The 15,315-nt window shown below is 72.3% G+C and carries 10 protein-coding genes and 1 pseudogene; 4 read left to right on the plus strand and 7 right to left on the minus strand.

The genetic code is table 11. The features are described 5' to 3' along the window. Positions 1-42: 42 nt before the first annotated feature. Positions 43-690, minus strand: a pseudogene (locus tag ABH927_RS08035) (pyridoxal-dependent decarboxylase); the annotation flags it as partial. Here ABH927_RS08035 and ABH927_RS08040 point away from each other — a divergent pair. After that, positions 685-5,439: an ATP-dependent helicase gene (locus tag ABH927_RS08040; RefSeq protein ID WP_370019501.1), complete on the plus strand. Its 4,755-nt coding sequence runs from the start codon at positions 685-687 to the stop codon at positions 5,437-5,439. The pseudogene ABH927_RS08035 and the gene ABH927_RS08040 sit on opposite strands and share 6 nt — an antisense overlap. 39 nt (positions 5,440-5,478) lie before the next feature. On the opposite strand, the gene ABH927_RS08045 is transcribed toward ABH927_RS08040, so the two are convergent. Continuing rightward, positions 5,479-6,078 (minus strand): TetR/AcrR family transcriptional regulator, encoded by a 600-nt coding sequence (locus ABH927_RS08045; RefSeq protein ID WP_370019503.1) that lies wholly within the window; start codon positions 6,076-6,078, stop codon positions 5,479-5,481. Between the two features lie 165 nt (positions 6,079-6,243). Here ABH927_RS08045 and ABH927_RS08050 point away from each other — a divergent pair, with 165 nt between their 5' ends. From ABH927_RS08050 to ABH927_RS08060, 3 genes are all read left to right on the plus strand, one after another. Continuing rightward, positions 6,244-7,455, plus strand: a complete 1,212-nt coding sequence (locus tag ABH927_RS08050) for a YbfB/YjiJ family MFS transporter (protein WP_370019504.1) — start codon at positions 6,244-6,246, stop codon at positions 7,453-7,455. 11 nt (positions 7,456-7,466) lie between these two features. Next, a complete protein-coding gene (locus ABH927_RS08055; RefSeq protein WP_370019506.1) occupies positions 7,467-8,138 on the plus strand; it encodes an alpha/beta fold hydrolase in 672 nt (223 codons plus the stop codon). A 73-nt stretch (positions 8,139-8,211) separates the two neighbouring features. Next, positions 8,212-9,138 (plus strand): oxidoreductase, encoded by a 927-nt coding sequence (locus tag ABH927_RS08060; protein WP_370019508.1) that lies wholly within the window; start codon positions 8,212-8,214, stop codon positions 9,136-9,138. Positions 9,139-9,141: 3 nt separating this feature from the next. Here the strand turns inward: ABH927_RS08060 and ABH927_RS08065 are convergent, their stop codons facing one another. From ABH927_RS08065 to ABH927_RS08085, 5 genes are read right to left on the minus strand one after another with little or no spacing between them, the layout of a single operon-like run. Further along, on the minus strand, positions 9,142-10,323 hold the full coding sequence (locus ABH927_RS08065) for a 2-oxo acid dehydrogenase subunit E2 (protein ID WP_370019510.1): 1,182 nt from the start codon (positions 10,321-10,323) through the stop codon (positions 9,142-9,144). Beyond that, positions 10,316-11,308, minus strand: coding sequence for an alpha-ketoacid dehydrogenase subunit beta (locus ABH927_RS08070; RefSeq protein ID WP_370019512.1), 993 nt, complete (start codon positions 11,306-11,308; stop codon positions 10,316-10,318). Before ABH927_RS08070 ends, ABH927_RS08065 begins: the two co-directional genes overlap by 8 nt. After that, positions 11,299-12,225 carry a thiamine pyrophosphate-dependent dehydrogenase E1 component subunit alpha gene (locus tag ABH927_RS08075; RefSeq protein WP_370019514.1) on the minus strand — a complete coding sequence of 309 codons (927 nt, stop codon included), beginning with the start codon at positions 12,223-12,225 and terminating at the stop codon, positions 11,299-11,301. Before ABH927_RS08075 ends, ABH927_RS08070 begins: the two co-directional genes overlap by 10 nt. Continuing rightward, complete coding sequence (locus tag ABH927_RS08080) at positions 12,222-13,697, minus strand: condensation domain-containing protein (protein ID WP_370019515.1); 1,476 nt, start codon at positions 13,695-13,697, stop codon at positions 12,222-12,224. The genes ABH927_RS08075 and ABH927_RS08080 overlap by 4 nt, the downstream gene beginning before the upstream one ends. After that, complete coding sequence (locus ABH927_RS08085; protein WP_370019517.1) at positions 13,694-15,133, minus strand: class I adenylate-forming enzyme family protein; 1,440 nt, start codon at positions 15,131-15,133, stop codon at positions 13,694-13,696. Before ABH927_RS08085 ends, ABH927_RS08080 begins: the two co-directional genes overlap by 4 nt. Positions 15,134-15,315: the final 182 nt, after the last annotated feature.

Consider the following 15,315-nt stretch of genomic DNA (forward strand, 5'->3'; position numbering starts at 1 on the left):
GTCGCCCTCCAGCGCCGCGCGGAGGGCCTCGCCGGTGGGGCGGTGATCGCTCGTCTTCACGACCAGCGGGTCCACGCCGATGATGCTGAGCGTGTTCGTGATCGAGGAGTGCGCCTGGTCGCTCACCGCGACGCGCGGCCTCCGCGCCGTATGGCGGGCCGTGTCACGCGCGACGACCAGGGCGGACAGGTCGGCGGCGCTCCCGCCGGAGACGAAGCAGCCGCCCGCCGTGCCGGGCATGCCCGCCTTGTCGGCGATCAGGCGCAGCACCTGGTTCTCCGCGGCGATCGCCCCGGAGGCCTCCAGCCAGGAGATGCCCTGCAACGAGGCGCAGGAGACGACCATGTCGAAGAGCAGCGCGGCCTTGGTCGGCGCGGCGGGGATGAACGACAGGAACCGCGGGCTGTCGGCCGAGATGACCGAAGCACCTTGGCCGGATCGTTCCCCTCGGCGTTGATCAGGCCGGCGAGCGCTATGTCCAGCTTGTCCTTGACGCCGGGGTGGTCCAGCGGGACGGGATCCATGGCCAGCCGGTCCCTCATGTAGGAGAAGACCAGATCGGTGAGCCGCTCGTCGTAGTCGTGCACCGGCCAAGTATGGGTAGAAAACGGGCAAAACCGGTAAATAGCCCCACTGGGGCACGTGGCAGGCCGTATGGACGCGGCGCTTTCTGTCGGTGGCCCGATGCATGATGGGCGGGTGAGCGCGCTCGACAGCTTCAGCCCAGTGACCGGGGAGTGGTTCACCGGCGCCTTCGCCGCGCCCACGGCCGCGCAGGAGGGCGCGTGGTCGTCCATCGCCCGCGGCGAGAACACGCTGGTGGTCGCTCCCACCGGTTCGGGCAAGACCCTGGCCGCCTTCCTGTGGGCGATCGACCGCCTGGCCGTCGAGCACGCCGCGTCTCCTGTCGTGGCCGGCGGCCCGGCGGGGAGGGGCGGGCGGAAGGCCGCGGAGCGCGAGCGGCTGTGCCGGGTGCTGTACGTCTCCCCCCTCAAGGCGCTGGCGGTCGACGTCGAGCGCAACCTGCGCGCGCCGCTCACCGGCATCAAGCAGACCGCGCGGCGGATGGGCCTGCCCGCGCCGGAGATCTCGGTGGCCATCCGGTCCGGCGACACCACGGCCGAGGACCGCCGCCGATTCGCCGCCAGGCCGTCCGACATCCTGATCACCACGCCCGAGTCGCTGTTCCTGATTCTCACGTCCCAGGCGCGGGAGGCGCTCCGCGGCGTCGAGACGGTGATCATCGACGAGGTCCACGCGGTCGCCGCCACCAAACGGGGCGCCCACCTGGCGCTGAGCCTGGAGCGGCTCGACGCCCTGCTGCCGGAGCCGGCCCAGCGCATCGGGCTGTCCGCCACGGTCCGGCCGGTCAGCGAGGTGGCCACCTTCCTCGGCGGCTCCCGCCCGGCCACCGTGGTGCAGCCTCCGTCGGAGAAGGTCATCGAGGTCGACGTCGTCGTCCCGGTGGAGGACATGACCGAGCTGGCCCCGCCCGCCCCCGGTTCGGACGGCGAGCCCTCCGAGCACCGGCGGAGCATCTGGCCGCATGTGGAGGAGCACCTGCTCGACCTCATCGAGGCGCACCGGTCCACCATCGTCTTCGCCAACTCCCGCCGTCTGTCGGAACGGCTGTGCACACGCCTCAACGAGCTCGCCTGGGAGCGCCGCTCGGCCCCCGGCGCGGGCCCCGCCACTCCCGAGGCCGACCCTGCGCACTGGTCGGCGGCCCTCGACGACCTGCGCGACCAGTGGTCCGGCGGCCGGAGCGGCACGGAGGGGCCGCCGCGGATGCCGGCCGAGACGATGGCGCAGGCAGGGGCCTCGGGCGGAGCGCTACCGGAGATCGTGCGGGCGCACCACGGGTCGGTCTCCAAGGAGGAGCGGTCCCACATCGAGGAGGCGCTGAAGTCGGGCCGCCTCCCCGCCGTGGTCGCCACGTCAAGCCTGGAGCTGGGCATCGACATGGGCATGGTCGATCTGGTGGCCTGCGTCGAGGCGCCGCCGAGCGTGGCGAGCGGGCTCCAGCGCATCGGCCGGGCGGGGCACCAGGTCGGCGCCGTCTCCCGCGGCGTGATCTTCCCCAAGTATCGCGGCGACCTCGTCCAGACCGCCGTCGTGGCCGAACGCATGAAGACCGGCCAGATCGAGGAGCTCCGCTACCCTCGCAACCCCCTCGACGTGCTCGCGCAGCAGATCGTGGCGATGACCGCGCTCGACGAGTGGACCGTCGACTCCCTGGAGGCCGTCGTCCGGAAGGCCGCGCCGTACGCCGCGCTGCCGCGCACCGCCCTGGAGGCGACGCTGGACATGCTCGCCGGGCGATACCCGAGCGAGGAGTTCGCCGAGCTACGGCCGCGGATCGTGTGGGACCGGGTGACGGGCACGCTCCAGGGCCGCCCCGGCGCGCAGCGGCTGGCGGTGACCAACGGCGGCACGATCCCCGACCGCGGCCTGTTCGGCGTCTTCCTCGTGGGAGACAAGTCATCGCGGGTCGGCGAGCTGGACGAGGAGATGGTCTACGAGTCGCGGGTGGGCGACGTGTTCGTGCTGGGCGCCTCGTCCTGGCGGATCGAGGACATCACCGCCGACCGCGTGCTCGTCTCCCCCGCCCCCGGGCAGCCGGGCAAGCTGCCGTTCTGGCACGGCGACGCTCCGGGCCGGCCCGCGGAGCTGGGCCGCGCCATCGGGGCGTTCCTCCGCGAGCTGTCCACCTCGGGCACGACGGACGCCCTCCGCGCGGCGGGGCTCGACGAGTTCGCCACCGGCAACCTCGTCTCCTACCTGGCCGAACAGCGGGAGGCGACGGGTTACGTGCCGGACGACCGCACGCTCGTCGTGGAGCGCTTCCACGACGAGCTGGGCGACTGGCGCGTGGTGATCCACTCGCCGTACGGCGCGCGGGTGCACGCCCCGTGGGCGCTGGCGATCGGCCGGCGGCTGCGCGAGCGGTACGGCGTGGACGTGCAGGCCGTCCACTCCGACGACGGCATCGTGCTGCGCATCCCCGACACGCTCGACGAGGCGCCGACCGACGTGGCGGCCTTCGACGCGGAGGAGATCGAGCAGATCGTCACCGAAGAGCTCGGAGGGTCGGCGATGTTCGCGGCGCGCTTCCGCGAGTGCGCCGGCCGCTCCCTCCTGCTCCCACGCCGCACCCCCGGGAAGCGGACCCCGCTGTGGCAGCAGCGCCAGCGTGCCGCCCACCTGCTCGGCGTGGCCAGCAAGTACGCCGCGTTCCCCGTCGTCCTGGAGACCATGCGCGAGTGCCTGCAGGACGTCTTCGACGTGCCGGGCCTGGTCCAGCTCATGCGGGACATCTCGGCCCGCCGGGTGCGCGTCGTCGAGGTGGAGACCTCCCAGGCGTCCCCGTTCGCGGCCTCGCTGCTGTTCAACTACATCGGCGCATTCATGTACGAGGGCGACGCGCCGCTGGCGGAGCGCAGGGCGCAGGCCCTGACCCTCGACACGGCGCTCCTCGCCGAGCTGCTCGGCCAGGCGGACCTGCGCGAGCTGCTCGACCCCGACGTGATCGCGGAGGCCGAGCGGGAGCTCGCCCGGCTGGACCGGCCGCTCCGCGACGCCGAGGACCTCGCCGACCTGCTCCGTTCCCACGGCCCCTTACTGGCCGAGGACGTCTCGATCCGCGAGGGCGACCCGGCCTGGCTCGCCGATCTGGAGAGAGCCCGCCGGGCGATCCGGGTGCGCGTCGCCGGCCACGAGCAGTGGGCGGCGGTCGAGGACGCCTGGCGGCTCCGCGACGCCCTGGGAGCGCCGCTCCCGGTGGGCGTTCCCCAGGAGTTCCTGGAGGCCCCGCCCACCGGCGGCATGAGTAGCAGGGGTGGCACGAGTAGCACGGGTGGCTCCGCGCGGCAGGTGCCCGCGCCCGATCCGCTGGGTGACCTCGTGGCCCGCCACGCGCGCACGCGCGGGCCGTTCTCGTCCGGTACGGCCGCGGCCCGCTTCGGCATGGGCGTCGCCGTGATCGACGACGCGCTCCGCCGCCTGGCCGCCTCCGGGAGGGTCGTCTCCGGCGAGTTCCGGCCCGGCGGGCGCGGCGAGGAGTGGTGCGACGCGGGCGTGCTCCGCCTGCTCCGCCGCAGGTCGCTGGCCCGGCTCCGCAAGGAGGTCGAGCCCGTCCCGCCCGAGGTGCTGGCCGCCTTCCTCCCGGTGTGGCACGGCATCGCGCCGGGGGGCCGTGCGTCCGGCGGCGGGTCCGCGCGGTCGATGGACGCCCTGATCAGCGCGATCGAGCGGCTTCAGGGGGCGGCGATCCCGGCTTCGGCGCTCGAAACCCTGGTGCTGCCGAGCCGGGTGCCCGGCTACTCCCCCGCGCTGCTCGACGAGCTCACGGCGTCGGGCGAGGTCATCTGGGCGGGCCAGGGATCGCTGCCGGGCGGGGACGGCTGGGTCTCGCTCTACTTCGCCGACACCGCTCCCCTGCTGATGCACCCGCCGGCCGAGATCACCATGACACCGCTGCACGAGCAGGTGCTGGAGATCCTGAGCGGAGGCGGGGCGCTGTTCTTCCGGGAGCTGTCCAACCGGCTCGCCATGCTGGACGACACGGTGCTGGCGGCGGCCTTGTGGGATCTGGTCTGGTCGGGCCGGATCACCGGCGACACCCTCGCTCCCCTCCGGTCCACCCTGGGCACCGGGCGTCCCGCCCATCGGGCTCCCGCGACCCGGCGCCGCCGTGCCGTATTGCCGACGAGGAGCGGCCCGCCGACGGTGAGCGGGCGATGGTGGCTGCTGCCCTCTCCGGCCGAGGACGGCACGCAGCGGGCCCACGCTCAGGCGGAGGTGCTGCTCGAACGGCACGGCGTGCTGACCAGGGGCGGCGTCACCGCCGAGCGGCTTCCCGGTGGCTTCTCCTCGGTCTACCAGGTGCTGCGGGCCTACGAGGAGAGCGGCCGCTGCCGCCGTGGCTACTTCGTGGAGGGCCTCGGAGGAGCCCAGTTCGCCCTGCCGGGGGCGGTCGACCGGATGCGCGCCATGTCATCGGCGTCGTCGACCACCCCGGCGCCCGAGGAGGACCTGTGGACGACCCCATCGACCCCATCGGCCCCCTCGCCCCGGCGAACCATCGTCCTGGCCGCCGCAGATCCCGCCAACCCGTACGGCGCGGCCCTGCCGTGGCCGGACCGGGCCGACGACGTCACCCACAAGCCGGGCCGCAAGGCCGGGGCGCTCGTGGTGCTGGTGGAGGGCCGCCTCGTGCTCTACGTCGAACGTGGCGGCAGGACCCTGCTGTCCTTCGGGGCCGAGGAGGACCTGCGGCCCGCTGTGGACGCCCTGGCACTCGCCGTACGGGAAGGCGCGCTGGGCAAGCTCACCGTCGAACGCGCCGATGGGGCCTCCATCGCGAACTCCCCGCTCGCCGTGGCCCTCGAAGCCGCCGGCTTCCACCCCACCCCGCGCGGCCTCCGCATCCGCGCCTAGCAGGGCCTAAGCAGAGCGCTGAGCAGCTGACCCGGCGCGTCAGTCTTGAGGGCCGGTTCGGGGGGCGGCGGACAGCAGGGTGAGCGCGGCCTGGCGGGCGTGCTCACCCGCGGCGGCCGGGTCGTGATGTGCGGCGACGACGGTCGCCCCCTCGACCAGCATGAGCAGCTGCCGACCCAGAACGTGCGGATCGGCGGCTCCGGCGCGGCGGGCGATGCCGGTCAGCAGTTCGAGGTAGCGGTCCAGGTGCCGCGCGGTGATCGCGCGCACGGGGTCGACATGGTGCTGGGCGGCCGCGTTCAGCATCGCGCAGCCGCGGAAGACCGGGTCGTCGTACCACTGCTGGAGGGCGTCGAACAGCGCTGCGAGCTGGTCGCGGGGGTCGTCACCGGCGGCCGCGGCGGCCTCTGCCAGCCAGCTCGTCACCCGCTCGCTGCGCGCTTCCAGCATGGCCTCCACGAGGCCGTCCTTGCTGCCGAAGTGCCGGTAGAGCGTCTCCTTGGACACCCCGATGGAGGCGCACAGCTCGGCGACGCCGATGCCGTCGAGCCCGCGCTCGTACAGCACCGGGGTGACCGCCTCCATCATGGCGGCGCGAGTGCGCTCCGGGTCGATCGTCGAGCCCTTGGGAACTGGCATGCCACAGATCGTACCGTTCGGTTCGTTCTGCTGCTAGCATCCGAGTTCGTACCGATCGGTTCGACCTTTGGGGGCTGCCATGCCAGACTTCGTCGCCTCGCCGCGCGACCGGGGTGTCCCGGTCCGGAATGCGGCTGGCCGCGGCGGCTCCCAGTGGCGGGACCGATGACGCGGACGGCACCCCGGACGGCATGGCAGGCGGGATGGCAGGCGGCCCCGCTGGCGCTCGGCACCGCTTCGGCGCTCGGGCTCGCGCGCTTCGCCTACGGGCTGCTCCTGCCGGCCATGCGCGACGACCTGCACTGGACCCTGACCGAGGCCGGGGCGATGAGCGCCGCCAACGGGATGGGCTACCTCCTCGGCGCGCTGGTGACAGCCGTGCTCGTCCGCCGCTGGGGCACGGCCTCCGTCTTCCGCGGGGGGATGGCGCTCACGGCCGTGTCGCTGGCCGCCACCGCCGTGAGCGACGATTATCCGGCGCTGCTGGCCGCGCGGGCCGCTGCCGGGTCGGCGGGGGCGGCGGTGTTCGTCGCCGGCGGGGTGATCGCCTCGCGTGTCGCCGCCCGCGCCGCCTCAGGCGCGCCCATCACGGTGTACTTCGCGGGCACCGGGCTGGGGATCGTCTTCAGCGGCGCGACCATCCCGGCACTGGGAGAGCACTGGCGTCTGGCCTGGGTCGGCCTGGCCGTCGCCGCCGCGCTGGCAACGGTGGCGAGCTGGACCGCCGCGCATACGGACAGGGACGCTCAGGCCGCGACGGCCGGCCGGGTCCGCGTGCGCCCGCTCTGGGGAACCGCCGTGGCCTACCTACTGTTCGCCGCCGGATACATCACCTACATCACGTTCCTGTCCGCCTACCTCGACGACCGGCACGCGCCGCCCGCGCAGGTGGTGCTCACCTGGACGGCGCTGGGCCTGGCCGTCGTGGCGGCGCCCGCGCTGTGGAACCGCCCGACCGCCGAGTGGCCCGGCACCCGCACCCTGTCCACCCTGCTCGCCGTCCTCGGCGGCGGCGCGGCCCTGGCACTGGCGGCGCCGGCACCACCGGTCATCCTCGCCTCAGCGCTCGTCTACGGGGCGACGTTCATGGGCGTTCCCGCCGCCGTCACCGCCCTCATCAAGGGCAACACCCCGCCGGCGGACTGGACCGCCACACTGGCGGCCTTCACCACGCTGTTCGCGGCCGGCCAGACCGTCGGCCCGTGGATCGCCGGCATCGTCGCCGATGAGACCTCGACCGAGGCCACGCTGGTGTGGACCGCGGCCCTGTGCGCCGTGGCGGCTGTGGTCGCCGCGACGGCCGGCCGTACTCGCCCCTCTGCCTCGGACCAGGACGCGGACCAGGACGCGGACCAGATACAAGCCCAGCAACGATAGGGAGCACGATTGTGGCGACTTTTGTCCTCATCCCCGGCATGTGTCATGGCGGCTGGTGTTTCGAGGAGCTCACCCAGCGGCTACGCGACCAGGGGCACCGCGCCTACCCGCTGACGTTGACCGGGCTCAGCGAGCGCAGCCATCTGCTGCACGGCGGAGTGAACCTCGACACGCACATCCAGGACGTGACCGGCGTGCTCGCGGCCGAGAACATCCAGAACGCGGTGCTGGTCGGCCACAGCTATGGGGGCATGGTGATCACCGGGGTCGCCGACCGCGCGCCCGGACGGGTGGACTCCCTGGTGTACCTGGACGCGGTGGTGCCGGAGCACGGCGACTCCTGCTGGACCCTGGTCTCGGATCAGGAGCGGCGATGGTACGTGGACGTGGTGGAGACCGGCTACGCGGTGCGGACGCTGCCGTTCTTCGACGCGCGGGCCACGCCCCACCCGCTGGCCTCGCTGCTCCAGCCGCTCCGGCTCACCGGCGACCTCGCGCACATCCGCCGCAGGGACTACGTGTACGCGGCGGGGTGGGTCGGCCCGTCCCCGTTCACCCCAGTCTACGAACGGCTGCGCGAGGACCCCTCCTGGACGACGCACGCGCTGGCCGGCGGGCACAACCTCATGCGGGACGCGCCGGAGGGCCTGGTGGAGATCCTGCGTGAGGTCGTTGAATCATGAAAGCGGACCAATGGAAGCACCGCCACGGCCTTGAGACGATCTATGGTGGAGTCCGAGCGCACAGGAGGCAGGCATGGGCTGGATGGCCGCCAACATTCCTGATCAATCCGGCAAGACCGCGATCGTGACCGGAGCCAACAGCGGCATCGGCATGATCACGGCTGGAGAGCTGGCCAGGCGGGGCGCCCGCGTGGTCGTCGCCTGCCGCGACACGGCCAAGGGGAACGACGCGGCGGCGCGGATGCGCAAGGCCGCGCCCTCGGCCGACATCCGGGTGGTCCGGCTCGACCTCGCCGATCTCTCCTCCGTGCGGGAGTTCGCCGCGACGTTCTCCGGGGACTCCGAGAACGCCGTCGACATTCTCGTGAACAATGCGGGCGTGATGGCCCTGCCGTACCGGGTGACGGCGGACGGGTTCGAGATGCAGTTCGGCACGAACCATCTGGGCCACTTCGCGTTGACCGGGCTGCTCCTGCCCGCCCTGCTGCGGAGCCCCGCACCGCGCGTGGTGACGGTGGGCAGCAACCTGCACAAAGCAGGGCGGATCGACTTCGACGACCTGCAGGGTCACCGCCGCTACCGGAAATGGCGGGCCTATGCCCAGTCGAAGCTGGCCAACCTGCTGTTCATGTACGAGCTCGACCGCCGGGCCTCGGGCACGTCCCTGGTCAGCGTGGCCGCGCATCCCGGCTACGCGGCCACGAACCTCACGAGCGCCGGCCCCGCGATGACCGAGAACAAGCTGGAGGGGCTGGTCAACCGGCTGGGGAACGTCCTGCTGGCCCAGAGCGCCGAGATGGGCGCCCTGCCCCTCCTCTACGCGGCGACGGTGCCCGGCATCCGTCGCGCGAGCTATGTCGGCCCGGACGGCTTCCTGGAGCAGCGGGGCTATCCCACGATCGTCGACACGGCGGCCGCCGCCCGCGACGAGGACGTCGCCCGCCGTCTCTGGGACGTCTCCGAAAGGCTCACCGGAGTCCGGTACGCCTTCCCGGCATGACGACTACGCGCTGAAGACCTCGGCTGGGGACTCCAGCCTGGTCTTGAGTGCCCGGAGGAACAGGCCCGCGTCCCGCCCGTTGATGAGGCGGTGGTCGTAGCTCAGGCCGATGTTGGCCACGCTCCGGCTGACCACCTGGCCCCCTTCGAGCTGGAGCACCGCCTGCGGCGAGGTCACCGCGAGGGCGCACACGTGGCCCGGGAAGATCAGCGGGATGGCGAGCGTCACGTCGCCGTCGTGGTGCAGGGTGACGGCGATGTTGGCCCCGGCCAGGTCGTCCTCGCGGAAGTCCCCGGTGAGGGCGGCCAGCCGATACTCCATCAGGCGGCTCGCGATCTCCTTGATCGACCTCCGCCCGGCGTCGTGGATGACCGGGACGTAGAGGCCCGCTCCGGTGTCGATCGTCACGCCGACGTGGGGAGCCTCCGCCAGCCTGGCCGACTCCTGGTCCACCAGTGTGGCGTAGAACAGCGGGAACTCCTCGTGCATCCGCGCCACCGCGTGCGTCACGAGCTCCGGCAGGCCGACCGGCCGCCTGACCTCCCGGGTCAGCCGCCCCGCCAGCTCCAGCGCAGCGCCGACGTCCGTCTTCACCACCGTGTACGCCGTCGGGATGATCTCATGCGAGGTGCGCACGGCCCTCGCCACCGCGCGCTGCACTCGGGACAGCTCGTACAGCAGGCCGGGGGCGGGCGTGGCCCCCTCGACCGAGCCCTCCGGGCGCGTGCTCGCTTCGGAACGGCCCGCGGCGAGCCGTTCGATGTCCGCGCGGCGGACGACGGACACGCCGAGGGCGCGCACCTCCGCCAGGTCGATGCCCAGCTCGTCGATCAACGCCTGCGCGGGCGCGGTGATCAGCGGCTCAGCGCCGGACGCGCCGTCCCCCGCCGCACCATCCCGAGCCCCGGCCTGCGAACCGGGCCGGGCCTCCTCGCTCGTGCCGGGCCGGGCCTCGTCGCTCGTCAGGCGGGCGATGAGCGCGCCGGGCGGGCAGTCGGCGTTCAGCGGGAGGGCCTGCCAGAGAAAGCCGTCCTCCTCGCTGACCAGCTCCTCCGTCGCCTTGGACGTCTCCAGCACCGCGACGGGGTCGCCGGCCTTGATCTGCTGGCCGTCCTCGACGAGCCATTCGATCAGAACATATGAGGTGTCGTTGTTGTTGAGCTTCGGCACCCGGATATCAGTCACGCAGGGCCTCCAGCACCGCGTCATGAATCGTGGACTCCTGCACGAGCACCCGCCGCTCCAGATGAGCGGCGGTGGGGATCACGCTGTCGGCGGAGTGGACGAGCGTCACCGGCCGCCGGAGGTCCTTCCACATGAGCCGGTGGATCCGCTGGGCCACCTCGCTCCCCCAGGTGCCGCCCGCGGTCCCCTCCTCCGCGACCAGTACGGCTCTCGCTCCCCGGAGAGCGGGCAGCAGCGGCTCGGCGTCGAATGGGTAGAGCCGCGAGGGGACGAGCAGGCAGCACGTCACCTCTTGCTCCAGAAGGAGCGTCCGCATGGCCCGGACCGCCCGGTCGACCATCCCGCCGGGGGCGATGATCACGCAGTCGGCCGCCGACGGTTCGTCGAGGAAGACCCGGGCGACATCGGTCTCCGGCACGAAGTCGTGCCGGAACAGGTCGCCGACGTCGTGCATGCGCCGGGTGTAGAGGACCTTGTCCTCGAAGAACACGGACGGCCCGCCCGACGCCAGCATGGCGGCGAGCACGGCCTGGTTGTCGTGGAGCGGCGACATCTCGTAGACCGACAGCCCCGGCACGCCGATGAAGTGCTTCTGCATGCTCTGACTGTGGGTCGGGCCGTAGCCGCGGCCACCCCCGGTGGGGCACCGGACGACCATCCGCATCGGGACGTGCGAGCCGTACATCGAGACCGACTTGGCGGCGAAGTTGACGATCTGGTCGAAGGCGAGCGCCACGAAGTCGCCGAACATGATCTCGACGACGGCGGCGTCCCCGCACAGGGCGAGCCCGGCTGCGAGGCCGGTGATGCCCGACTCGCTGATGGGCGTGCCGAGCACCCGGTCGGGAAACCTGCTGGACAACCCCTTGGTGATCTTGAAGGCGCCGCCGTAGGGGTCGAGGATGTCCTCGCCGATCACGTACGCCGACGGGTCGGCCTCCAGCAGACCGTGCAGGGCGGCGTTGAGGTTCTCCGCTACGCGCACGGGTCCCACCTCGATGGGGGACGCGCGGAGACGTCCTGGACGATCGCCGCGACGCGGGCGCGCTGGGCCTCGTCCGCGCGGGCGAACTGCTCGGGATGGGCCACGGCGTAGAGGCCGTACCAGTCGCGGGCCCGCGCGTGCTCGACGACCTCGGGAGGACGGGTGTCGTCACCCTTGCTGTGCGGCCCCAGCCGATGGGTGACGAACTCGACGACCAGCGGCCGGCCTTCGAACCGCACCTCCGCCACGAGCGGCGCGAGCTCGTGCCTGATCGCGTTGACATCGGAGGTCTCGATGCCGTGGTGACGCACGCCGAACGCCTGGGCGCGGGAGCGCACGGTCCCGGCCATCTGGCGAGCGGTGGGCGTGGACTGCGCGATCCCGTTGTGCTCGACGACGACCAGCAGTGGCAGCCGCCAGAGCGAGGCCAGGTTCAGCGCCTCGTAGACGGCGCCCTCCCCCCAGGTGCCGTCGCCGATGTAGACGCAGGCCAGGGCGCCGGGCGCGGTGCGCTTCAGGTGCAGCGCGGCTCCGGTGGCCACGGGCAGGCTCTCGCCCTGGACGCCGGTGGACACATAGCGGTCCCGGAGGATGTGCTGGCTGCCGCCCACCCCGCGGCAGACGGCCCCCTCCCGCCCCATGATCTCGGCGAGCAGCCCCTCCGGGTCGTCGAACCTCGCGAGGTAGTGGCCGTGCCCACGGTGGTTGCTGAACACGTAGTCCGTCTCCCCGAGCAGCCGCCGGAGCGCGACGGGGATGTACTCCTGGCCCACGCAGGTGTGGGTCGTGCCGTTGAGCTCGCCCCGGCCGAAGAGGTCGAGCAGCGCGAGCTCGAAGTGCCTGATCAGGAGCAGCAGGTCGAGGTCGTCGTCGGCCGCCCGAGGGGGCCGGACGAGTGTAGCGGCCGGCTCCGTCACCGGCGGCTGCCCGCCACATCGGGCCGTCCGGCCTCCGCCGAGTCGCCGATCGACTCGAGGACCCCGGCGATCGTGGGGGTGTCGAAGAACACGTCGAGCGGCACCTCGATGCCGAGGCGCTTGCGCATGCGGGCGATGATCTGCGTGATGGTCAGCGAGTGACCGCCCAGGTCGAAGAGGTCCTCCTCGTCACCGATCTCGTCGATGCCGAGCACCTCCTGCCAGATGGCCCTGATCTCGTCGGCGAGGCTCGCCGGTTCCGTACGGCCTGCCGCGATCTCGCCGAGCACGGTGTCCGGATTTTTCATGATTGCGGTGAGGTCCTTCGCTATTTGGGTCACAAGGACGCTTGAGCTGTACTGCATGATCACGGTGAGGCCGTCGGGGCCGTCGACCGCTTGGAGGTGCAGAGCACTTCGGACCGCGTGGTTGAAGACCGTCCAGTCCACGGTGGCGTCCAGCTCGGCGAACCCGGGATCCGCCCGCCGCTTGCGGTAGCTCACCGAGACGGGGGCCAGTGCCGTACGAGGCCGGAGTCCCCGGACGGCGCGGGCGAGCGGCACCGGGCGGAACCGGTACATCTCCCGGAGGTCCCCATGGAGCCGGACGGCTAGGGCGGCGACCGTCATGCCGGGACAGGGCGTGGACGACACGGGAAGCTCGTTGACGAACAGCCCGATGTGGTCGCGGACCTCGGGCGTCCGGGTGGACACGTCGATCGCGCAGACCGGCTCGGCGTTGCCGTATGCGAACAGAAGCGCGTGGACGGACGCCAGGAACACCTCGAAACGGGAGGCGCCGGGCACGTCGGGCAGCTCCGCCCGGTAGGTGTGCACGAACCCCTCGGCGGCTCCGCGCGAGGGGGCGCCGGACAGTCCCGGCAGCGCGACCTCGCCCGGCTCCCGCCAGTGCTCGCGCCAGTAGTCACGGGCCGCGTCGAGGTCGGCGGCCACCCGGTCGCGCTCCGCCTCGGCGTGCGCGGCGTACGAGACGGGCAGGCGGACGATCGGGACGCCGTTGTAGAAGGCGGCCAGGTCCCGGACCAGCACGTCTTTCGACTCGCCGTCGAAGACGAGGTGATGGGCCACGAAGATCAGAACGTGACGGGTGGGCGAGACGCGGACCAGCGTGATCCGGGCGAGCGGTCCCCGCTCGACGTCGAACGGCCGCAGGGTCTCCTCGCGCACCAGCTCGTCGAGGTCGCCGGCGACCGTCACCCTGATCGGCGGGCGGGCGCCGGGGACCTCGACCAGGATGCCGTCGCGCTCCTCGATCGCGCTCGACAGGACGGGATGCCGCCGGATCAGCGCCTCGCACGCCTGGATCAGCGCGCAGGGGTCGAGCGGGCCGTCGAGGGTGATGAGCAACGGCATGTGGTACGCGGAGCCCGCGCGGCCCATCCGCTCGGTGATCCACATCCCCACCTGGGCGAACGACACCTGAGCGGGGCCGGCCTGGGGCCCGGCGCTCATGACTGTGCTCCCGTCCGTGCTCCCGAGCCTGCCCGCAGCGCGCGCTTGTCCACCTTGCCGCCGTGGTTCCTCGGAAGAACGTCCATCGTGACGATCTCGGCGGGGATCTCGTGCCGGGCCAGCAGGTCGCCCAGGAAGGCCCTGAGCTCCGCGTGGGACACCTCGGCCCGCAGCACGACGGCCGCCGCGACAGCCGTGCCGAGCACGGGGTGCGGAACGCCGTAGGCCGCCGCCTCGATCACGGCGGGATGCCGGTGCAGCGCGTCCTCGACCTTCAGCGTGGAGACCTTGAACGCGCCCGACTTCACGACGTCGCTCTCCCGGTCGACCAGGTAGAGGTAGCCGTCCTCGTCGAGGTAGCCGAGGTCGCCCATCCGGATCCAGCCCTCCCGGAAGACGTCGGATCCGGGGTCGTTGTAGTAGGAGCGGGGCGCGGCCGGAGAGCGCATCCAGACCTCGCCGATCTCACCGGGAGGGACGGCCTCGCGCTCGGACGACCAGATCCGGACGCCGCCGCCCGCCGCGGCCCTGCCCACGGATCCGGGACGGTCCGGATCGAAGATCATGATCGTCTGCGCCGGGGCCGCCTCGGTCGAGGTGTAGTAGTTGGTGATCGTCGCGTTGGGGAACATCTCGGTGAGCCCCGTCGCGACCGCCGACGGCAGCGGCGCGGCGGCCGAGCCGAGCAGCAACACGCTGGACAGGTCGTAGCTCACCCGGTTGCCGAGCAGCTCGATGGCCATCGCCGGCACGACGAAGACCGTTCCAGCCTGATATTTCTCGATGAGTCCGGCGAAACGGCCGGGCGTGAAGCGGGGCAACGTCACCACGGCCGGATGCGCGTTCAGCGCGTTGAACAGCATCATCTGCCCGGCGTTGGTGCCGATCGGGAAGGCGTGCACGAGGTGCCGGGAGTGGGCGAACGCCCTGCGCCGCGGCTGCCGCTGCGCGCCGAAGGCCAGGTTGGCGTGCGTGGCGGCGACGCCCTTGGCCCTGCCGGTGGTCCCGGAGGTGTAGAGGATCTGTGCCACGTCGCCCGGACCGAGCGCCACCCCGGGCGCCTCCGATGAACCTCTCACAAGCTCGTGCAGGTCGGTGAGGATGAGAGACGTCGAGCAGTGCGAGGCGATCTGGCCGATCTCCGCGGGTGGCATCCGGTCGGAGAGCGGCACGGCCACCGCGCCGGCCTTGAGCACGCCGAGGAACGCGACGGCGTAGTCCATCCAGGCCGCGCCGGGGAAGACCAGCCCCACCCGGTCGCCATGGCCGACGCCGCGGGCGAGCAGCGCGTTGGCGACGGCGTTCGACCGCTCGTCCCACTCTCCGAAGGTGAGCTCCCCGGACCCGTGCACGATCACGGCGACGCCACCCGGCTCGGCGGCGGCACGGGCCGCCAGGAGGTCGGGAAGCGTCGGCACCTCGAGCGCGGTTCTCATTATGTCCCCGATAGATCGGACGAATTGCGCCCGGCCAGCGGGCCGGGACCCGGCTTACTGAAAAGATTCTTTCCAGTTAGGTCGAGGCCAGTCTGGCATGCCGGGCGGACCGCGGACAAGGGGTTGCGGTCAGTCGGCGGTAGGCACTCCCGTTGATCGGCAGGGGTTGTGAGCCGGGCCGG

Source organism: Planotetraspora sp. GP83, from assembly GCF_041262585.1.
Lineage (GTDB): Bacteria > Actinomycetota > Actinomycetes > Streptosporangiales > Streptosporangiaceae > JAOEGB01.